This is a genomic window from Sphaerisporangium sp. NPDC051017, from assembly GCF_040683095.1.
GTDB lineage: Bacteria > Actinomycetota > Actinomycetes > Streptosporangiales > Streptosporangiaceae > Sphaerisporangium.
On the sequence record NZ_JBFBCI010000042.1, the window covers coordinates 37,337 to 56,749 of the forward strand.

At 69.3% G+C, this 19,413-nt stretch carries 18 protein-coding genes; 13 read left to right on the top strand and 5 right to left on the bottom strand.

Features of this window, described 5'->3' with window-relative positions:
* The first annotated feature begins 282 nt into the window (after positions 1-282).
* The 3 genes from AB0M95_RS28000 (at position 283) to AB0M95_RS28010 (ending at position 5,464) form a co-directional block, all read left to right on the top strand.
* Positions 283-1,827: a hypothetical protein gene (locus AB0M95_RS28000; RefSeq protein ID WP_363770608.1), complete on the top strand. Its 1,545-nt coding sequence runs from the start codon at positions 283-285 to the stop codon at positions 1,825-1,827.
* Positions 1,828-2,446: 619 nt separating this feature from the next.
* Positions 2,447-4,003, top strand: a complete 1,557-nt coding sequence (locus AB0M95_RS28005) for a hypothetical protein (RefSeq protein WP_363770611.1) — start codon at positions 2,447-2,449, stop codon at positions 4,001-4,003.
* Between the two features lie 360 nt (positions 4,004-4,363).
* Positions 4,364-5,464: a trypsin-like serine protease gene (locus tag AB0M95_RS28010; RefSeq protein ID WP_363770614.1), complete on the top strand. Its 1,101-nt coding sequence runs from the start codon at positions 4,364-4,366 to the stop codon at positions 5,462-5,464.
* A 159-nt stretch (positions 5,465-5,623) separates the two neighbouring features.
* On the opposite strand, the gene AB0M95_RS28015 is transcribed toward AB0M95_RS28010, so the two are convergent.
* Both AB0M95_RS28015 and AB0M95_RS28020 read right to left on the bottom strand, forming a co-directional pair.
* Positions 5,624-6,988, bottom strand: coding sequence for a hypothetical protein (locus AB0M95_RS28015; protein ID WP_363770617.1), 1,365 nt, complete (start codon positions 6,986-6,988; stop codon positions 5,624-5,626).
* A 349-nt stretch (positions 6,989-7,337) separates the two neighbouring features.
* Positions 7,338-8,528, bottom strand: coding sequence for an NADP-dependent malic enzyme (locus AB0M95_RS28020; RefSeq protein WP_363770620.1), 1,191 nt, complete (start codon positions 8,526-8,528; stop codon positions 7,338-7,340).
* 487 nt (positions 8,529-9,015) lie between these two features.
* On the opposite strand from AB0M95_RS28020, the gene AB0M95_RS28025 reads away from it, so the two are divergent.
* Positions 9,016-9,558, top strand: coding sequence for a CGNR zinc finger domain-containing protein (locus AB0M95_RS28025; RefSeq protein ID WP_363770623.1), 543 nt, complete (start codon positions 9,016-9,018; stop codon positions 9,556-9,558).
* Here the strand turns inward: AB0M95_RS28025 and sodX are convergent.
* On the bottom strand, positions 9,539-9,865 hold the full coding sequence (gene sodX / locus AB0M95_RS28030; protein ID WP_363770625.1) for a nickel-type superoxide dismutase maturation protease: 327 nt from the start codon (positions 9,863-9,865) through the stop codon (positions 9,539-9,541). The two genes, AB0M95_RS28025 and sodX, sit on opposite strands and share 20 nt — an antisense overlap.
* 82 nt (positions 9,866-9,947) lie before the next feature.
* Here sodX and sodN point away from each other — a divergent pair, with 82 nt between their 5' ends.
* The 3 genes from sodN to AB0M95_RS28045 all read left to right on the top strand — a co-directional run bounded on the left by sodN (position 9,948) and on the right by AB0M95_RS28045 (position 11,822).
* Positions 9,948-10,349, top strand: a complete 402-nt coding sequence (gene sodN / locus AB0M95_RS28035; protein WP_363770628.1) for a superoxide dismutase, Ni — start codon at positions 9,948-9,950, stop codon at positions 10,347-10,349.
* Positions 10,350-10,587: 238 nt separating this feature from the next.
* Positions 10,588-11,025 (top strand): anti-sigma factor, encoded by a 438-nt coding sequence (locus AB0M95_RS28040; protein ID WP_358527131.1) that lies wholly within the window; start codon positions 10,588-10,590, stop codon positions 11,023-11,025.
* On the top strand, positions 11,022-11,822 hold the full coding sequence (locus tag AB0M95_RS28045) for an RNA polymerase sigma factor SigF (protein ID WP_363770631.1): 801 nt from the start codon (positions 11,022-11,024) through the stop codon (positions 11,820-11,822). The genes AB0M95_RS28040 and AB0M95_RS28045 overlap by 4 nt, the downstream gene beginning before the upstream one ends.
* A gap of 108 nt (positions 11,823-11,930) precedes the next feature.
* On the opposite strand, the gene AB0M95_RS28050 is transcribed toward AB0M95_RS28045, so the two are convergent.
* Positions 11,931-12,308, bottom strand: coding sequence for a hypothetical protein (locus tag AB0M95_RS28050; RefSeq protein ID WP_358527129.1), 378 nt, complete (start codon positions 12,306-12,308; stop codon positions 11,931-11,933).
* A gap of 60 nt (positions 12,309-12,368) precedes the next feature.
* On the opposite strand from AB0M95_RS28050, the gene AB0M95_RS28055 reads away from it, so the two are divergent.
* Together AB0M95_RS28055 and AB0M95_RS28060 are read left to right on the top strand one after the other, a co-directional pair.
* Positions 12,369-13,334 carry a diacylglycerol kinase family protein gene (locus tag AB0M95_RS28055; RefSeq protein ID WP_363770634.1) on the top strand — a complete coding sequence of 322 codons (966 nt, stop codon included), beginning with the start codon at positions 12,369-12,371 and terminating at the stop codon, positions 13,332-13,334.
* Positions 13,335-13,623: 289 nt separating this feature from the next.
* The gene (locus AB0M95_RS28060; RefSeq protein WP_358527127.1) at positions 13,624-13,878 is read left to right on the top strand and encodes a WhiB family transcriptional regulator; all 255 of its coding nucleotides are present in this window, start codon (positions 13,624-13,626) and stop codon (positions 13,876-13,878) included.
* Between the two features lie 135 nt (positions 13,879-14,013).
* Here the strand turns inward: AB0M95_RS28060 and AB0M95_RS28065 are convergent, their stop codons facing one another.
* Positions 14,014-15,474, bottom strand: a complete 1,461-nt coding sequence (locus AB0M95_RS28065; protein WP_358527126.1) for a histidine kinase N-terminal domain-containing protein — start codon at positions 15,472-15,474, stop codon at positions 14,014-14,016.
* A gap of 150 nt (positions 15,475-15,624) precedes the next feature.
* On the opposite strand from AB0M95_RS28065, the gene AB0M95_RS28070 reads away from it, so the two are divergent.
* The 4 genes from AB0M95_RS28070 to bioB are packed head-to-tail and all read left to right on the top strand — an operon-like array spanning position 15,625 to position 19,281.
* Entirely contained in the window at positions 15,625-16,779 is a 1,155-nt protein-coding gene (locus tag AB0M95_RS28070) for an 8-amino-7-oxononanoate synthase (protein WP_363770638.1), read from the top strand.
* A complete protein-coding gene (locus AB0M95_RS28075) occupies positions 16,776-17,519 on the top strand; it encodes a GntR family transcriptional regulator (RefSeq protein ID WP_358527122.1) in 744 nt (247 codons plus the stop codon). Before AB0M95_RS28070 ends, AB0M95_RS28075 begins: the two co-directional genes overlap by 4 nt.
* Before the next feature lie 18 nt (positions 17,520-17,537).
* Positions 17,538-18,254: a dethiobiotin synthase gene (bioD, locus tag AB0M95_RS28080; RefSeq protein ID WP_363770642.1), complete on the top strand. Its 717-nt coding sequence runs from the start codon at positions 17,538-17,540 to the stop codon at positions 18,252-18,254.
* A gap of 28 nt (positions 18,255-18,282) precedes the next feature.
* Complete coding sequence (gene bioB, locus AB0M95_RS28085) at positions 18,283-19,281, top strand: biotin synthase BioB (protein WP_358527118.1); 999 nt, start codon at positions 18,283-18,285, stop codon at positions 19,279-19,281.
* Positions 19,282-19,413: the final 132 nt, after the last annotated feature.

A 19,413-nucleotide genomic window follows, 5' to 3' on the forward strand; every position in this document is an offset into this window, starting at 1 on the left:
TCACACTGCGATCGTCACTGCGGGCAATCACCCGCACACACCACATTCGACACATCTGCCACAAGCCTTGACTGATCTGCATCGACGATCAGACAAGCCGCAAGAGCACCGAATCTTAGAGGAGCCTTAGAAAAGTCACGGAACGGTCACGCGACACTGAAGATCAAAATTTCCTCGGATTCCGGTTTCCGAGTCCAAGATCTTCTCTGTATCTTCCTGGCTATCCCTTTACTGACGCATGGAGCGCAGGATGCGTTCCACGTCCAGACCAAGGAGTTCCTTGTGAACACCCGTGTGAAGCGTCTCGTTCTGCCGCTGGGTGGCGCCGTCGCCGCCACCAGCATGATCGGTGCGACCCTGGTCGGCACCGCCAGCGCCACCACCGCCCCGGCCAAGAAGGTCGTGTCGATGGCTTCCTCCTCCGCCCAGGCGCAGAAGGTCGGCCAGTTCTGGACCGCGAACGGTGGCGCCCACCTCAAGGCCGCCGCGCAGTACACCGACAAGTCGCAGCAGCAGGGCAAGATCAAGCTCGGTGGTGGCGACGCCGCCCCCGACGGCAAGGCCGGCGTGGTTCCCCCGATCGGCGGCGAGCCCAAGGTCACCGCCAAGATCAAGAACATCAACCTGCCGAAGACCATCGGCAAGGTCTTCTTCCTCATCGGCGAGAACGAGTACTGGTGCTCGGCTTCCTCGATCCAGAGCAAGTACCACAACCTGGTCTCCACCGCCGGACACTGCGTGTTCGACGAGAACATCCAGAACGGCGCTCTGGACTACTGGGTCTTCGTCCCGGGCTACTACCAGGGCAAGGCTCCGTGGGGCGTCTACGTCGGTAAGGCCGCCTACACCCACTACGACTTCGCGGTCTACGAGGACTTCGACAGCGACTACGCCTTCGTCACCGTCTACAACGGCTACAACTTCGCGGGCGCCAAGCAGGTCTCCAAGGAGACCTACGACAAGTGGCAGGGTCTGAAGGACGCCGAGGACGTCAAGATCACCAAGGAAGAGTTCGACGCCGCTGTCAAGACCCACGGTGGCGAGTCCTCGGACGGCTGGACCAAGCCGATCCCGGGTGCTCCCGAGGTCGTCGTGCCTTGGGGCACCAAGGACGCCAAGGTCGCGACCAAGGAAGTCTCCAAGGCGGACTACGAGAAGGCTCCGGCCGCGAACGCTCAGGAGAACTTCCACAAGTCCAACGTCAAGCAGGTCACCGAGGAGATCGTCGACAAGGCGACCCAGGACGCGTACAACGGCGTGGGTGAGAAGGGCGAGCGCGACGGCGCCTACACGATCACCCACTACTACGTCGACTACGCGACCAAGGCGCAGGTCGAGTACTACAAGACCGTCTACACCGTGGCCCTGTACAAGGACGCGGGCCGTCTCGGTGACAACGTGGGTGGCCAGGGCTTCACCTGGAACCAGAAGATCGGCCAGCCGGTCTACGCGTTCGGCTACCCCGCGGCCGCGCACCCCGACGGCGACACCCCCTTCACCGGTGTGACGCCGAAGTGGTGCTACGGCAAGACCTTCGCCGCCAAGCCCGCCGCCGCGTTCAAGGCGGAGGCCCAGATCGGCCTCAAGTGCTCCATGACCGCCGGCTCCTCCGGTGGCCCCTGGATCCTGAAGTACAGCAACACCAAGCGTCTCGGCTACATCAACGGTGTCACCAGCCTCATCGGCGACGCCGACGCCAACGGCCGCATCGACTTCGCCACCTCGCCGTACTTCGACAGCGAGACCTACGCGATCTACAAGGCCGCCGCCAACCTCTGGTCCGGCAAGATCATCGCCTCCGACGGCGACTTCGTGAAGAAGGCCTGACGTCTAGCCAGCTAGAGCACAGTTCCACCTAGCAGGGCCCGGCATCCGTGCCGGGCCCTGTTGGCGTTTCCGGGGGAATCGTCGCGCGGAACCCCGTGATCAAGGCCCGCCACCGGCAGCTCCCGGATGCCCGCGGCGTACGCGGAAGAACGCCCTCGCGTCCGAAGCGTCCAGAGCGTCACGGAAAGGCCTGCGGACGGCCACACGGGCGCTCTGAGGGCGTCCCGAGGGCCGGAACAAGATCGTGGCACCCGCGCCCGGAGAGATCGACTCAGGAGCGGAGGACTTTAGACGTAGCGAGGAGCCGATTTGGCTCCCTTCGATCGATGTGATCTGCGTCACACCGCTCCCGACCAGCGGAGCCGAGAGGCTCACATCGGTCACATCGGACCCATAGGGTACATACCCATCCTGATCTGCGAGGAAGCGGCCCCCAATTGATCTTGGGCACGCCAAGAAGATCCACTCTGGATGGTCACGAAAAGGTCACGCCGGGGCGAGCGTCAAAATTCAGCTCGAATGGAGCACACGGTCCAAGATCTTCTCTGTATGGTCCTAGCTATCCCTTTACTGACGCATGGGACGCCGATTGCGTTCCACGACAGCCCAAGGAGTTTCCTTGAACACCCGAGTCAAGCGTCTCGCCCTCCCTCTGGGCGGTGCCATCGCCGCCACCAGCATGATCGGCGCCACCCTGGTCACCTCGGCCAACGCCGCGACCGCTCCGGCCAAGAAGGTCGTCAGCTTGGCTTCCGCCACTGAGGCGCAGAAGATCGGCAACTACTGGACCGCGAACGGTGGTGCGAACCTCAAGGCCGCCACGCAGTACACCGACAACGCGCAGCAGTCGGGCAAGGTCAAGCTCGGTGGCGGCGACGCGGCCCCCGACGGCAAGGCCGGCGTGGTTCCGCCGATCGGCCAGGAGAAGCTGACGCCGACCAAGGTGAAGAACGTCAACCTGCCGAAGACCATCGGTAAGGTCTTCTTCACGATCGGCGACAAGGAGTACTGGTGCTCCGCGTCCTCGATCCAGAGCAAGTACCACAACCTGGTCGCCACCGCCGGGCACTGCGTGTTCGACGACAGCATCACCAACGGTGCGCTCGACAACTGGGTCTTCATCCCGGGCTACTACCAGGGCAAGGCTCCGTGGGGCGTCTACGTCGGTAAGGCCGCCTACACCCACTACGACTTCGCGGTGTACGAGGACTTCGACAGCGACTACGCCTTCGTGACCGTTTACAACGGTTACGTCTACGCCGGTGCCAAGCAGGTCTCCAAGGAGACCTACGACAAGTGGCAGGGCAACAAGTCCGCCAAGGACGTCAAGATCACCAAGGAAGAGTTCGACGCCGCTGTCAAGACCCACGGCGGCGAGTCCTCGGACGGCTGGAGCAAGCCGATCCCGGGTGCTCCCGAGGTCGTCGTCCCCTGGGGCACCAAGGACGCCAAGATCGCGACCAAGGAAGTCTCCAAGGAAGCGTGGACGGCCGCTCCGGAGTTCAACAAGAACGACGACAGCCAGAACGTCAACAACCACAAGTCCGAGGTGAAGAAGGTCACCGAGGAGATCGTGGACGAGAAGACCTGGAACGAGTACACGACGCCGGGCTTCAAGGACAAGCGCGACGGCGCCTTCACGATCACCCACTACTACGTCGACTACGCCGTGAAGAGCCAGGTCGACTACTACAAGACCGTCTACACCGTGGTCCTGTACAAGGACGCGGGTCGCCTGGGCGACAACGTGGGTGGCCAGGGCTTCACCTGGAACCAGAAGATCGGCCAGCCGGTCTACGCGTTCGGCTACCCCGCGGCCGCGCACCCCGACGGCGACAAGCCGTTCACCGGTGTGACGCCGAAGTGGTGCTACGGCAAGACCTTCGCCGCCAAGCCCGCCGCCGCGTTCAAGGCGGAGGCCCAGATCGGCCTCAAGTGCTCCATGACCGCCGGCTCCTCCGGTGGCCCCTGGATCCTGAAGTACACGAACACCAAGCGTCTCGGCTACATCAACGGTGTCACCAGCCTCATCGGCGACGCCGACGCCAACGGCCGCATCGACTTCGCCACCTCGCCGTACTTCGACAGCGAGACCTACGCGATCTACAAGGCCGCCGCCAACCTCTGGTCCGGCAAGATCGTCGCCTCCGACGGCGACTTCGTCACCAAGGCCTGACGTTCTAGCCAGCTAGAGCTCAAGCAGTAGCACCAGCAGGACCCGGCATCCGTGCCGGGTCCTGCACTGTTTGACGTCGACGCTTGAACGCCCGTTGGAAGTGATTTACATCACATTCCATCGGCGGTGCGGGGCTGTTTTCCCACGTACGGCGGGGTCTTTGGACCGTTTCCACCTGTACGTGTCCAGGCAGCGCCCCGAACGGCAGGCACCCGTGCGGCACGGGAACCAGGCGCCACGACCACCTGGTCGACCCCTTTTCCCGGCACGTTGCTCATGGTCAGACCGATAGGTTTCATCTGTCCCTTTTTGGGACCAGTGAGGCAGGAGTCAACTCCTGCGGCAGACCAAGGAGTCTCATTGAACACCCGAGTCAAGCGCTTCGTGCTTCCCCTCGGTGGCGCGGCTATCGCCACCGGCATGATCGCGGCATCCCTCACCACCGCCGCGGCCGCCTCCTCCGCGGCCCCGGCGTCCGACGGTCTGGCCACCACCCAGGCGGCGGCTCTGAAGACGGTGAAGACCTGGACGGCCGGCAACGGCAAGCTCCTCAAGGCGGCCGCGAAGTTCACCGACAACTCGGCCGTGCAGGGCAAGATCAAGCTCGGCGGCGGGGACGCCGCTCCCGACGGCAAGACCGGCGTCGTCCCGCCGATCGGCCAGGAGAAGATCACCCCGACCAAGGTGAAGAACGTCAACCTGCCGCGCACCATCGGCAAGGTGTTCTTCTTCCTCGACGGCAAGCCGTACTGGTGCTCCGGGTCCTCCATCCAGGGCAAGTACCGCAACCTGGTCGCGACCGCCGGGCACTGCGTCTACGACGTCGACGGCAACCGCGACACTCTCGACGAGTGGATCTTCATCCCCGGCTACTACCAGGGCAAGGCCCCCTGGGGCATCTACGTCGGCAAGTCGGCCTACACGCACTTCGACTTCGCCAACTACGAGGACTTCGACAGCGACTACGCCTTCGCCACCGTCTACAACGGTGTGACGGCGGACAGCTGGAACTCGCCCAAGTGGGAGGACGCGGGCCGTCTCGGCGACAACGTCGGCGGCCAGGGCTTCGCCTGGAACCAGAAGATCGGCCAGCCGGTCTACGTCTTCGGCTACCCCGCGGGCCCGCACCCCGACGGCGACAAGCCCTACAGTGGCCACACGCCGAAGTACTGCTACGGCAAGACCTCCGCCGCGGGCGCGGCCTCGGCCTTCAAGGCGGAAGCGCAGATCGCCGTCAAGTGCTCGTTCACCGCGGGCGCGTCGGGCGGCCCCTGGATCACGCAGTACAGCAGCACCAAGCGGCTCGGCTACATCAACGGCGTGACGAGCCTCGTCGGCGACTCCGACGGCAACGACCGCTACGACTTCGCGACCTCGCCGTACTTCGACAGCGAGACCTACGTCGTCTACAACCTGGCCAGCAACCTGGCCTCCGGCCCGATCGCCAAGCCCGCCAAGTGAGTCCGCTCGGCCGCGACCGGCCGAGCAGCGCATACCTACGCGGTCTACACGAAGGCGACCAACCTGTGGTCCGGTTCGATCCGCTGACGCGGGCGTTCCACCCGGCGTGACGGCGGGGTCCGGCTCCGGCCGGGCCCCGCTCGCGCGTTCCGGGCGCCCTCAGGCGGCGGGGGCCAGGTGCCGGGTGCGCTCGATGAGCGCGGCCACGCCGGCGTCCTCGCCGAGCGGTCTCAGCCGCTTGCGCAGGTCGGCGACGTACGACCGCGTGCGCGCGGACTGCAGACCTCCCGCCAGGTCGAGCGCGGCCTGGCCGGCCTGACCGGCCGCCTCCGCCTCCCCGCACAGGGCATGGGCCGAGGCGAGCAGCGAGAGGTTGAACATGCGCCCGCGGACGTACCGCCCGTCCATGTCCAGGGAGCGGCGCGCGTACCGGACGGCCTGCGGCCCGTCGCCGAGGTCGCGGAAGCAGTGGGCGTACTTGGCGGCGAGGTAGGCCTCGTCGAAGTAGCGGATCCACTGGGGCTCGTCCTCGGGGTTACGGCGGTCGAAGGCGAGGTCGGCCTCGTGCAGCGCGGCGGCGCAGGCCGCGCGGTCGGAGAGGGCCGCGTGGGCGTGGGCCTCCATGACGTACGCCTCGGCCAGCAGGGACGGGATGCCGGCGCGGCGGGCCGAGAGCTGTGACGCCCCGGCCAGGTCGAGGGCGTGCCGGGGTTGCCCTATATATATGGCTTGGTGGGCCATGCCGGCGAGGATCTCCCCGCCGAAGCCGTGGTCGTCCGCGCCGCGCGCCAGGCTGAGCGCCTGGATGAGGTGGCGCTGCGCGAGGCCGTGCTGCTCCAGGTCGTAGGCCATCCACCCCGCGAGGCGCGTCACCTCGGCCGCCGCGGAGGCCAGCGCCCTGCCGGTCGCCTCGCCGTACGTGCCGTCCTTGAGCATCGGCGCGACGGACGAGTCGAGGTATTTGACGACCGCCGCCCGCACCCGGCCCCCGCCGAAGCGGTTGTCGAGCTCGCCGAAGGACCGGGTGACCTCCCGGATCGCGGCGATGTCGGGGGCGCCCACCTTGCGGGGCCCGGCGGCCTGCGGCGTGGCCCCCATGGGAAGGGTCAGCCATCGCAGGGCTCCTGTGGAACCCGCTCCGACGGCGAAGGCGGAGTCGAGGAGGAACCTGCGCCTCTCCATGTCCGCCCTCCATAGTGCTGTCACCGTCTCGACACCCTCCTGCCACGAGTGAGTGAATTCCTGCCCGAGGTCGAGGGACGTGGCTCCCCCCGCCATACCGAGGTCCTCCTGGGTGACCGGCCTGCCGAGGCGCAGCGCGAAGATCTCCCCCAGCAGCGCCGGCACCGGATCTCGCGGTTGCTGGCCGCTCGTCCAGCGCAGCACCGAGCTGTGGTCGTACCTCAGTCCGGCGAGCCCGCGGACGGCGCCGAGATCGTTGAGCCTGCGGGCCAGCCCCTTGTGGGAGAAGTCCGCCTCGGCGATGAGGTGCCGCAGGAGAAGGTTGGGCTCACGTTGTCGCATCGCTCTTGTCCCCACGTGAACTACGCGCACGGTCATGGGCGCTCCGGCCCGCCGCGTCCCCCGGCGCGTCTGTGCGCTTGGGGACGCCCGCGCCCGGCAAGTGACGGAGCGTCTTTGTTATAGCACGATGCGTGACATCGCGCGGGTATTCCCGAGACTTGACCCCAGGCGCGCTATCTCATGCCGAAGGCAAGCCTTTTCCACGGGAAAGTCGGGACCCGTGTGATCCGTCCCGTGGGTGAACCACCACAAGCCAGGACGGGCGGGACGGCCCCTGAACGGGTGCAGGCATGACGAAACGAGGCCCGCCGCTCGGGCGGGCCTCGTCAGGCGGATACGGGCTGCGGGCCTAGCGGCGGGCCACCCCGTCCAGGCGGGCCTGGTGGGCGACGGCCGAGGCGACCGCCGGGGCGACCCGCTCGTCGAACGGGCTCGGGATGATGTAGTCCGCCGTCAGATCGTCGCCGACGACGGACGCCAGCGCGTCGGCGGCGGCGACCTTCATGGACTCGGTGATCGCGGACGCCCGGACGTCGAGGGCGCCGCGGAACACGCCCGGGAACGCCAGCACGTTGTTGATCTGGTTGGGGAAGTCGGAGCGGCCGGTCGCCACGACGCGCGCGTGCCGCCGGGCGGCCTCGGGGTGGATCTCGGGCGTCGGGTTCGACAGCGCGAACACGATCGAGCCGGGGGCCATGGAGGTCACCGCGGCCTCGGGCAGCGTCGAGCCGGACAGGCCGACGAAGACGTCGGCCCCGGCGAGGGCCTCCTCGGTCGAGCCGGTGAAGCGGCCGCGGTTGGTGACCTCGGCCAGGGCCTCCTTGACGGGGTTCAGCCCTTCGCGGCCCTCGTAGATCATGCCCTTGGAGTCGGCGACCGCGATGTCGCCGATGCCCGCGTTGAGCAGCATCCTGGTGACGGCCACACCGGAGGCGCCCGCGCCCGCGACCACGGCGCGCAGGTCGCCGAGGGAGCGCCCGGTGAGGCGCGCGGCGTTGCGCAGCGCGGCGGTCACGACGATGGCGGTGCCGTGCTGGTCGTCGTGGAAGACGGGGATGTCGAGCAGCTCGCGCAGGCGGTCCTCGACCTCGAAGCAGCGGGGCGCGCTGATGTCCTCCAGGTTGATGCCGCCGAAGGACGGGGCGAGCCGGACGACGGTCTCGACGAGCTCGTCGACGTCGGTGCAGTCGAGGCAGATCGGCACCGAGTCGACGCCGCCGAACTGCTTGAACAGCAGCGCCTTGCCCTCCATGACGGGCATGGCCGCGGCGGGGCCGATGTCGCCGAGCCCGAGGACGGCCGTGCCGTCGGAGACGACGGCGACGACCCCGCCGACCCAGGTGTAGTCGTTGACGAGGTCGGGCTGCTCGGCGATGGCGGTGCAGACCTGGGCGACGCCCGGCGTGTACGCGAGCGACAGGTCGTCGGCGTCGCGGACGGGGATGGTGGGACGGACCTCGATCTTGCCGCCGCGGTGCAGCGCGAACACGGGATCGACGTCGAGGGATTCGAGAGAAGCGGAGAAGGGCGTGACTGCCACAGCGACCCCTGTGTCGTAAAGGACGGTTTCCTTCGGTGGACGCCGCAACCAGCCGAGGGCCCCAGGCTTCTGTAGTCGCCGGGTGGCCGCCGCCGTTGACGGTCGTCTCGAGGGGGTACGGGGGTCACCCGTTGCTCGATTGTGCCACAAGGAAGGGCGCCCGCCGTTGTGGGCCGTGCCACACCTGAATGGCCGGCCGCCCAACGACACACGTTTCCAAGCGGACATATCTCTACTTACTCCCCCTATCAGCAGATACCCGCAGCGGTTCTCCAGATACCCCCAACGCCACCCGGCTCCCCGGAACCCCGTACCGCGACGGCCTGCGCCGTGCCCCACACCGCCATGAACGCCGGTCGCGGCGTCTTGCGCGCCGGGCGGCGCCCGTCCTCCCGCGCCCGGACGCCACGCCGTGTAATACTCGATGTAATACCTGGAAACAGTGTCCATCTCTTACGCCCCATCTCTTACAACGCCTGGAACCCACGTGGATCTGACGTCATACGCCGAGCTGGCCGTGCTGCTCGTCAACAGCGACGAGCCGCTGGACTCGCTGGAGGGCGCGCGCCGGTTCCTCGTCGAGGCGGGCCGCGGCGGGCACGCCGGGCGCCTCACCCGCGAGGACCTGCGCGTGCTGCGCGAGCTACGCCACGAACTGGCCGCCGTCTTCGCCGCTGCCGCCGAGCACGACGAGGAGGGCGCCGTCGACAGGCTCAACGCCCTGCTGACGCGGCGGCCCGTCCACCCGCAGATCTCCCGCCACGACGGGCAGCGCTGGCACCTGCACCTCACCGAGGGCGGCCGGCTCAGCGACGAGTACGCCGCGGGCGCGGTCATGGGGCTGACCGCGTTGGTGACCGAGCTGGGCGTGGACCGTCTCGGCCTGTGCCAGGCGGCGCCCTGCCACCGCGTCTACCTCGACACCTCGTCCAACCGCTCGCGGCGCTACTGCTCCGAGCGCTGCGCCAGCCGCGCCAACGTCGCGGCCTACCGCGCCCGCCGCCGCGATCTCAGCGGCCGGCACGCCTGAGACGGCCCCGCCCGGGCGGCCAGTAGCGGAACAGGACGCGGCCCACCACCTGCGAGGCGGGCACCGCACCGAAGTCCCAGCTGTCCCTGCGGCCGGGGGCCCGCTGGTTGTCGCTCTCCAGCCACCAGCCGTCCCCGTCCGCCCACGCCGCCCGCTTGACGATCATCGTGCCGGGGTCGCCGGGGAGCCGGGCGACCACGACGTCGCCGGGGCGGATCCGCGCCCGGCGGCGGACGACCAGCCAGTCCCCGGGCCGGAGGGCGGGCGCCATCGATTCGCCATCGACGCGGACCCTCATGGACGACATCCCCTTCCATTCCAGTGAATCAACGAGAGTAAGTTGGGACTCGGATAGCGCTGTCTGATATCAGCATCAAGGAAGGAAACCGATGCTCGCACGACTGTTGCGGCCTAGCCATGTCGCCTCCGCGCACTGCGACCTGCCCTGCGGTGTCTACGACCCCGCCCAGGCGCGCATCGAGGCGGAGTCCGTCAAGGCGATCATGCAGAAGTACGCCGACAACGACGACCCCGTGTTCCGCGCCCGCGCGCTGACGATCAAGGAGGAGCGGGCCGAGCTGGTCAAGCACCACCTGTGGGTGCTGTGGACCGACTACTTCAAGCCTCCGCACGTCGAGCAGTACCCGCAGCTCCACCAGCTCTTCTGGGACGCCACCAAGCTGGCCGGCGCCGCCGGGGCCAAGGGCACCGTCGATGTGAGCAAGGCCGACGACCTGCTCGGAAAGATCGACGAGATTGCGAAGATCTTCTGGGAGACCAAGGCCGCCTGAGCCTTCCTGCCCGTTTCTGGCCTCGTGCGCTCAGCCGAACGCGCGAGGCCAGATGCGTTCCCGTCCTCGGTACGCCCGGTCCCGCTTTGCGTCATATGAGAACGTAAGCAAAGGACAGCGGGACGTCAGGGAAACCGGCCGCAATTCCACAAGATCACGACTATCGGCGCGTCCCAGTCCTCCAACAGTGGACACGGGGCGGTAAGTTGCTAATCAGCAGCTCTGTGCGAGGAGGAACGTGACCGACGAGACAGCGACGCGTGCTGACGGCATCCACGGCGGGCTCGCCGGGATCCGTGACGCGGTGAGCGTGCGGCTGCCCGCCGCAAGTGCCTACCTGTCCGTGCTGCGCACGGCGACGGCCGGGCTCGCGGCGCGGCTCGATTTCACGCTGGACGAGATCGAAGATCTTCGCATCGCCGTCGACGAGGCGTGTGCCATGTTGCTCGGCCATGCCGTCCCGGGCACCGACCTGATCGCCGAGTTCGAGCTCACCGGCCAGGAGATGATCGTCCGGGTCGAGGTCAGCACGGTCGGCCACGCCGAGCCCAAACGCGATGACTTCGCCTGGATGGTCCTCACCGCCCTGGCCGACGACGTGGACGCCGAGACCGACACCCCCGACCGCATGGCGATCGTTCTGCACAAACGCCGAGGTTCTGCGAGGCTGTCGTGACGGAGAGGACCCGCGCCGTGGCCGGCAGTGACAGCACCGTCCCCGACAGGGTGCGGGCCCGAGGGTTGTTCGGCGAGCTGGCCGAGTTGCCGGCCGACGACCCGCGGCGCCAGCGCATCCGCGACGAGTTGGTCGAGCTCCACCTGCCGCTGGTCGAGTACCTCGCCCGGCGGTTCCGCAACCGCGGCGAATGGCTCGACGACCTCACGCAGGTCGCCACCATCGGCCTCATCAAGTCGATCGACCGCTTCGACCTGGGGCGGGGCGTCGAGTTCTCGACGTACGCGACGCCGACCATCGTCGGTGAGATCAAACGGCACTTCCGCGACAAGGGCTGGGCGGTGCGGGTGCCGCGCCGCCTGCAGGAGCTGAAGCTCTCGCTCACCAAGGCGATAAGCGAGCTGTCGCAGCGCCAGGGCCGCGCGCCCACGGTCGCCGAGCTCGCCGCCCATCTGCAGATGAGCGAGGAGGAGGTTCTGGAGGGCCTGGAGTCCGCCAACGCCTACTCCACGGTCTCGCTCGACGCCCCCGACTCCGGGGACGACGACGCGCCCGCCGTCTCCGACTCGCTCGGCATCGTGGACGAGTCGCTGGAGGGCGTCGAGTACCGCGAGTCGCTCAAGCCGCTGCTGGAGCGACTGCCGCCGCGCGAGAAGCGCATCCTGCTGCTGCGGTTCTTCGGCAACATGACCCAGTCGCAGATCGCCACTGAGCTCGGCATCTCGCAGATGCACGTCTCGCGCCTGCTCGCCCGCACCCTGGCCCAGTTGCGCGAGGGTCTCACCGCCGAAGACTGACCTGTTCGGGGCGCGGCGGTGTTCTGGAGTCCTCACGCGCGAGGGCGGAAGAACGCCGTCTAAAGGGCGCCCCGGACACGCCGAGCGGAGCGCGGCCAGAGGAACAGCTCACTCCTTGATCATGGCGCGGGTCGTCGGGGGTGCCAGCAGTGCCGCCAGGCCCGCCAGCGCCAGCACGATCAGCGGTATCCCGAGCAGGTACTGCGCCGACTGCACCAGCGACACGGCGACCGGCAGCGCGAAGATCTGCGTGACCACACCGGGGGCCCGGCTCCACCGGGCCGCCTGGAGCACGCCCCACGCCACCCACAGCAGGGCGGCGCCGACGAGCACGCCGAACGCGGAGACGACGATCGAGCTCGAGACGTCCGACGGCGAGCCGACGATGGTCTCGACCCCGGCGTATCCGCCGAGACCGACGGCGGTCAGGCCCTCGACCGCGAGGACTGCGGCGGCGACGGGCAGGGTCGCCGGACGGTTCACCATATCGGGTCACCCTACTTGACCGGCGCGCCGGCCGCGTGACCGGTGGATACGCTGGGCCGCATGCGGGCACTCCTCCTGATCAATCCCAAGGCGACCTCCACCAACCGCCGGACTCGGGACGTCCTGATCCGCGCGCTCGGCGCGGCCGTCGATCTGACGGTGGAGCAGACCGGGTACCGCGGGCACGCCACGCTGCTGGCCGGGACCGCCCGCGCCAAGGGGTTCGACGTCGTGGCCGTCCTCGGCGGCGACGGCACGATCAACGAGGTCGTCAACGGCATGGCGGGCCACGACGGCGACCGTCCGGCGCTGATCGTCATCCCCGGGGGCAGCGCGAACGTGTTCGCCCGCGCCCTCGGCCTGCCCAACGACCCGGTGGAGGCGACCGGCGCGGTGCTGGAGGCGATCCGCGAGGACCGCCGCCGCACGGTCGGCCTCGGCCTGGCGACCTGGGAGGACGGCGACTTCGCCCCGGACGACCCGCTCACGCCCCCGGGCAGCCGCTACTTCACGTTCTCCGCGGGAATGGGCTATGACGCCGAGGTCGTGCGGGCGGTCGAGGGGCTGCGCGGGGCCGGGTACAAGGCGTCTCCGAGCCGGTACGTCCACACCGCCCTGCGCCACTACCTCATGACCGACCGCCACCACCCGGCGCTCCGGCTGGATCTGCCGCACCGGCCGCCGGTCGAGGGCGTCTTCATGGCCATCGTCTCCAACACCACGCCCTGGACGTGGCTCGGGGACCGGCCGGTCAACCCGACACCGTGGGCCGCGTTCGACACCGGCCTGGACATGCTGGGGCTGCGGCGGCTGGGGCCGGTGGCGATGTTCAATTTGATCCGCCAGATCGTCGGGGACCGTGTGGGTCTGCCCCGGGGCGGGCATCTCGTCCATGTCCATGACGAGAAGGAGTTCACGCTGACGGCCCGTCGCCCGGTGGCGTTCCAGCTGGACGGCGATTATCTCGGAGAGCGGGAGCGGGTGAGCTTCCGCTCCGTTCCATCCGCGTTACAAGTTCTGGTCTAATCCGTCACATCGCGTCATAGTGTGATGCATCCGACAGCCATATCCGGCAAAACCTTCTCCCAAACCTCTTGCGTGACCTGGGCGTGCCTGAAAAGCTCAACACGACGTCGGAACGTAGGACGTTTGAGGATCGACCCAATGTCCTCAAAGGTCTGCGGCGATGACAGGAACTCCCCGGACCACCAACCCCCAAGGGCCGGGCAAAAGTTCGCTCTGGTTAGTGAAAGAGTTCACAAACATCCGTCATCCGGACGGAGCCGCAGGCTCCACCTACGAAGGAGTGGAACGCATGGACTGGCGCCACCGCGCTGCCTGCCGTGACGTGGACCCCGAGTTGTTCTTCCCGATCGGCAACACCGGCCCGGCACTCATGCAGATCGAAGAGGCCAAGCAGGTCTGCCGCAGTTGCCCGGTCGTGGACGCGTGCCTGAAGTGGGCCATCGAGTCCGGCCAGGACGCCGGCGTGTGGGGTGGCCTCAGCGAGGACGAGCGCCGCGCCCTCAAGCGCCGCACCGCCCGCGCCCGCGCCCGCGCGGGCGTCTGAAGCCTCCTCGCTACAGCGCCCCCTCGGAAAGACATCTCGGAGAAAACGCCTCCGCACCGCCCCAGTGCCGTGGCCGTACGGAACACGCCCGGCGTCGCCTCGCGCGACGGCCGGGCGTAGCAGTACCGGACCATCCTACGAGGCCGGCTGCACGGGGATGGTCAGCGAGACCTCCGTCCCTCCGCCCACGCGCGGCCTGACCGCCAGGCGCCCGGACAACTCCCCCACCACCAGCGTGCGGACGATCTGCAGGCCGAGGCTCGTAGACGCGTCCAGGTCGAACCCGTCGGGCAGCCCCTGACCGTCGTCGGCCACGACCAGGTCCAGCCGCTCCTCCGTGCGCGACACCATGACCTTGATGCTGCCGCTGCCGTAGGCGAAGCCGTGCTGGACGGCGTTCTGGATCAGCTCGGTGAGCACCATCGCCATCGGGGTGGCCACCATCGCGGGCAGCATCCCGAAGCTGCCGACCCGGCGCGGCATCACGTTCGCGGCCGAGACGTCGCCGGTCATCGAGATGACGCGGTCGGCGATGTCGTCGAAGTCGACGATCTCCTCGGGAGTATGGGAGAGAGTCTCGTGCACGATCGCGATCGAGCCGACGCGGCGCACGGCCTCCTCCAGCGCCTCCCGTCCCTCCGGAACCTGCAGCCGGCGCGCCTGGAGCCGCAGCAGCGCGGCCACCGTCTGCAGATTGTTCTTCACCCGGTGGTGGATCTCGCGGATCGTCGCGTCCTTGGTCAGCAGCTCGCGCTCGCGGCGGCGCAGCTCGGTGACGTCGCGGATCAGCACCAGCGCGCCGATGCGCCCGCCCCCGACGATGAGCGGGATCGCCCGCAGCTGCACGACGTTCGCCCCGGCCTCGACCTCGGTCTCCCGCGGCGCGCGCCCGCTGGCCACCAGCATGAGGTCCTCGTTGATGGGCTCATCGGAATAGCACAGCGCGGCCGTCGTCTTGCCGAGCTCCGACCCGACGAGGTCGGCGTTGAGCCCCAGCCTGCGGTACGCCGACAGCGCGTTGGGCGAGGCGTAGGTGACGCGACCGGCGCGGTCCAGCCGCAGCAGGCCGTCGCCCACCCGGGGGGACCGGACGAGGACCGGCCCCTCCTCGGGGAAGGGGAAGCGGCCCTCGGCGACCATCTGTGCCAGGTCGGAGGCGCTCTGCAGGTAGGTCAGTTCCAGGCGGGAGGGCGTGCGCGCCGAGGAGAGGTTGGTAGAGCGCTGGATCACGGCCACGAAGTGGTCGTCGCGGCGCACCGGGATCGTCTCCTCGCGCACCGGGACGCCGCTGGACCAGTCCGGGTCGCCCTCCCGGCAGATGCGGCGCTCGCTCCAGGCGGTGTCGATCAGCGGACGCTCGCCCGCCGCCACGATGGAGCCCACCACGTCGTCGTGGTACACCGTCGGGCCGGTCGTCGGCCGCATCTGCGCGACGGCCACCCACGCGGACTCGTCGTGCAGCGGGATCCACAGCACCAGGTCGGCGAAGGACAGGTCGGCGAGGAGCTGCCAGTCGGAGACCAGCGACTGCATCCACTCAAGGTCTGCGGGATCGAGGGTCGTGTGGCGCGTGACCAGGTCGCTGAGAGTCGGCACGTGTGCATCATGCGTGCTGAGGCCCATCCAATGCGAATCGACCACCCCCGTCCTGGGAAGATTCCTCGGATGGAGGACAATATGGTGTCGGCCGGTCACACGGGGCGTCCAGCGGGCGCGACGGAACCGGCCACCGGCACGAGTGTGATCATGAACAGCGACCCCCTGGAGCGGTTGCGCACGGCCGCCGCCGCGCGTGAGGCGGCGGGGCTCCGGCGTGCCCTGCGCCCGCGCACGCCCGATCACGACGGCCTGCTGGACCTCGCCTCCAACGACTACCTCGGCCTGTCACGCGACCCGCGGCTCGCCGAGGCCGCCGCGCGGGCCGCGCGCGAGTGGGGCACGGGCTCCACCGGATCGCGGCTGGTCACCGGCTCGACGACGCTGCACGCCGAGCTGGAGCGGCGCCTCGCGTCCTTCATGGACGCGCCCCGCGCGCTGGTCCTGTCCTCCGGCTACCTGGCCAACCTCGCCGCGGTGGCGACGCTCGGCGCGGGCGGGCTCGTGGTCAGCGACGAGGGCAACCACGCCTCGATCATCGACGCCTGCCGGCTGTCGCGCGGCCGGGTCGTCATCACCCCGCACAAGGACGTCGATGCGGTCGAGAAGGCGCTCGCCGACCGCACCGAGAGCCACGCCATCGTCGTCACCGACGCGGTCTTCTCCGTGGACGGCGACCTGGCGCCGCTCGCCGGCCTGCACGCCGCCGCCGCGCGTCATGGCGCGCTGCTGGTCGTGGACGAGGCGCACTCCCTGGGCGTCACCGGTGAGGACGGGCGCGGGGCCGTGCACGCGGCGGGTCTGGCCGGCGCCCCGGACGTTGTGAGAACCGTCACACTGTCCAAGTCCCTCGGCTCGCAGGGAGGGGCCGTGCTTGGCGCGCCCGAGGTGGTGGAGGCGCTGGTCGACACCGGGCGGGCGTTCATCTTCGACACCGGCCTCGCACCGGCCTCCGTGGCGGCGGCCCTCGCGGCTCTTGATATGGTGAGCGACCATCCTGACCTGCCGGGACGCGCGCGTGCCAACGCCCGCGCGCTGGCGGGCGCCGTCCGGGACCGCGGCTTGGCCACCGCGGAGCCGGCGGCGGCGGTCGTGCCCGTCGTGCTCGGCCCTCCGGAGGCCGCCCTCGCCGCCGCCGCGGTGCTGGCGGACCACGGAGTGCGGGCCGGGTGCTTCCGCCCGCCTTCGGTGCCGGCCGGCCGGTCTTGTCTGAGGTTGACCGCACGGGCCAACCTGAGTTCGGATGATCTCGCGGTGATCGGACGCGCGCTCACCGCAGTGGCCGAGATGAAGGTGAGCGTGTGACGGAAGATTCTCCCCGGGTTCCGAAATACTACGACGTCAAGAGAAACCTGCTGGAACTCACCAAGTCTCTGCCCGCCGGCGCGGCCCTGCCGCCCGAGCGCGCCCTCGCCGTGCGCTTCGAAACCTCCCGCACGACCGTGCGGCAGGCGCTGACGGAGCTGGTCATCGAGGGACGCCTGCTGCGCATCCAGGGCAAGGGCACCTTCGTGGCCCAGCCGAAGGTCGCGCAGGTGCTGCAACTGACGTCGTACACGGGAGATCTGCGGACGGTCGGCCTCGAGCCCGACACCAAGATCCTTGACATCAATTACATCACGGCCGACGAGACCCTCGCGCGACGTCTGGGCATCAACCCCGGCGGCCGCGTGCTGCGCATCCACCGCCTTCGCCTGGCCAACGGCGAGCCGATGTCGATCGACACCACCCACCTGTCCGCCCGGCGCTTCTCGCGGCTGCGGCGCGAGCTGGAGGTGCACTCCTCCCTCTACGAGACGCTGCACAACGCCTACAACGTGCAGCTCACCGACGCCGAGGAGATCATAGAGACCGTCCTGGCGACGCCGTACGACGCGCAGATCCTCGGCGTGGACGTCGGCCTGCCGATGCTGCTCCTCACCCGGCACGCCTTCGACGCCGAGGGCCACCCGGTGGAGTGGGCCCAGTCCCTCTACCGGGGCGACCGGTACAAGTTCGTGACGCGCCTGCGCAGGCCGCCGGAGCCGGGGCCTCCGGCGGGATGAGGCTCTAGGGTGGTGCCGGTGAGCGTCCTGGTCGTCACCGGCACCGGCACCGGCGTGGGCAAGACCGTGGTCACCGCCGCGGTGGCCGCGCTCGCCCACGCGCGCGACGTGCCCGTCGCCGTCGTCAAACCCGCCCAGACCGGCGTCGCGCCCGGCGAGCCCGGCGACCTGGACGAGGTGATCCGCCTGTCCGGCGTGACCACCACGTTCGAGCTGGCCCGCTACCCCGACCCGCTGTCCCCGGCCGCCGCGGCCCGCCACTCCGGCCTCCCGCCCGTGTCGTTGGACGCGGCGGCCGACCGGATCGCGGAGCTGGCCGAGACCCACCGCCTGGTGCTGGTCGAGGGCGCGGGCGGGCTGCTGGTGCGCTTCGACGAGGACGGCGCCACCATCGCCGACCTGGCCCGCCGGCTGCGCGCGCCCGTCCTGCTCGTGGCCGAGGCCGGGCTCGGCACGCTCAACCACACGGCCCTGACCCTGGAGGCGCTCGCGGGCCGCGGCCTGGACCTGGCCGGCGTGGTGATCGGCTCGTGGCCGCGCGACCCAGGGCCGGCCGAGCGCAGCAACGTCACCGACCTGGAGACGCTGGCCGCCCGCCCCCTCGCGGGCGCGATGCCCGAGGGGTCCGGTTCACTGGACCTGACGGAGTTCGCCCGTGTTGCCCGGCGCGGACTGGGATCCCCGCTAGGCGGTGGGTTCGACCCTTCTCGGTTCCGGGCAGCCCTTAGTCTGTGACGCAACCGACAAGGGAGCAGCAGGACCGATGAGTATGGACATCTTGGAGATCGCCCGGGTTCAGGTGCTCGAAGAGGGCCGCGGTCTCTCCGCCGACCAGGCCCTGCGTTGCCTGGAACTCCCCGACGAGCGCCTGCACGAGCTGCTGGCGCTCGCCCACGAAGTGCGCATGAAGTGGTGCGGCCCCGAGGTCGAGGTCGAGGGCATCGTGTCCCTCAAGACCGGCGGCTGCCCGGAGGACTGTCATTTCTGCTCCCAATCGGGGCAGTTCACCTCCCCCGTCCGGTCGGTGTGGCTGGACATCCCCTCGCTCGTCCGCTCCGCCGTCGAGACGGCCGAGACGGGCGCCACCGAGTTCTGCATCGTCGCCGCCGTGCGCGGGCCCGACCGGCGGCTGATGGACCAGGTCCGCGAGGGCGTCAAGGCCATCCGCGAGGCCGTCGAGATCAACGTCGCCTGCTCGCTCGGCATGCTCACCCAGGCCCAGGTCGACGAGCTGGCCGAGATGGGCGTCCACCGCTACAACCACAACCTGGAGACCGCGCGCTCCCACTTCGGCCAGGTCGTCACCACCCACACCTGGGAGGAGCGGTGGCAGACGTGCGAGATGGTCCGCGCGGCCGGCATGGAGCTGTGCTGCGGCGGCATCATCGGCATGGGCGAGACGCGCGAGCAGCGGGCCGAGTTCGCCGGCCAGCTCGGGGAGCTCGCCCCCGACGAGGTGCCGCTCAACTTCCTCAACCCCCGCCCGGGCACGCCGTTCGCGTCCTTCCCGCTGGTCGAGGGCCCGGAGGCGCTGAAGACCATCGCGACGTTCCGGCTGGCGCTGCCCCGCACGATCCTGCGGTACGCGGGGGGACGCGAGCTGACGCTCGGCGACCTCGGCACCCGCGAGGGCATGCTCGGCGGCATCAATGCGATCATCGTCGGCAACTACCTCACGACGCTGGGTCGCTCCCCCGAGAACGACCTGGCGCTCCTGGCGGACCTCAAGATGCCGATCAAGGCCCTGTCGCAAGCTCTGTGACCCTAGAGTCGGCCCTTGAGCGGGCGCCGGACGACTCCTGAGCCCATCCTGAACAGACAGGGCCTGAACAAACAGGGCCTGAACAGACAGGGCCTGAGCAGGTGCCGGGTAGGCGTTCGACGGCCCGGCGCC

Bases quoted from the DNA above. Each gene is read 5' to 3' on its own strand.
- sodN (WP_363770628.1), top strand. From the start codon at position 9,948: ATGCTCGCACGACTGTTGCGGCCTAGCCATGTCGCCTCCGCGCACTGC.
- AB0M95_RS28060 (WP_358527127.1), top strand. From the start codon at position 13,624: ATGGACTGGCGCCACCGCGCTGCCTGCCGTGACGTGGACCCCGAGTTG.
- AB0M95_RS28055 (WP_363770634.1), top strand. From the start codon at position 12,369: ATGCGGGCACTCCTCCTGATCAATCCCAAGGCGACCTCCACCAACCGC.
- AB0M95_RS28050 (WP_358527129.1), bottom strand. From the start codon at position 12,308: ATGGTGAACCGTCCGGCGACCCTGCCCGTCGCCGCCGCAGTCCTCGCG.
- AB0M95_RS28015 (WP_363770617.1), bottom strand. From the start codon at position 6,988: ATGCGACAACGTGAGCCCAACCTTCTCCTGCGGCACCTCATCGCCGAG.
- sodX (WP_363770625.1), bottom strand. From the start codon at position 9,865: ATGTCGTCCATGAGGGTCCGCGTCGATGGCGAATCGATGGCGCCCGCC.
- AB0M95_RS28070 (WP_363770638.1), top strand. From the start codon at position 15,625: ATGAACAGCGACCCCCTGGAGCGGTTGCGCACGGCCGCCGCCGCGCGT.
- bioB (WP_358527118.1), top strand. From the start codon at position 18,283: ATGAGTATGGACATCTTGGAGATCGCCCGGGTTCAGGTGCTCGAAGAG.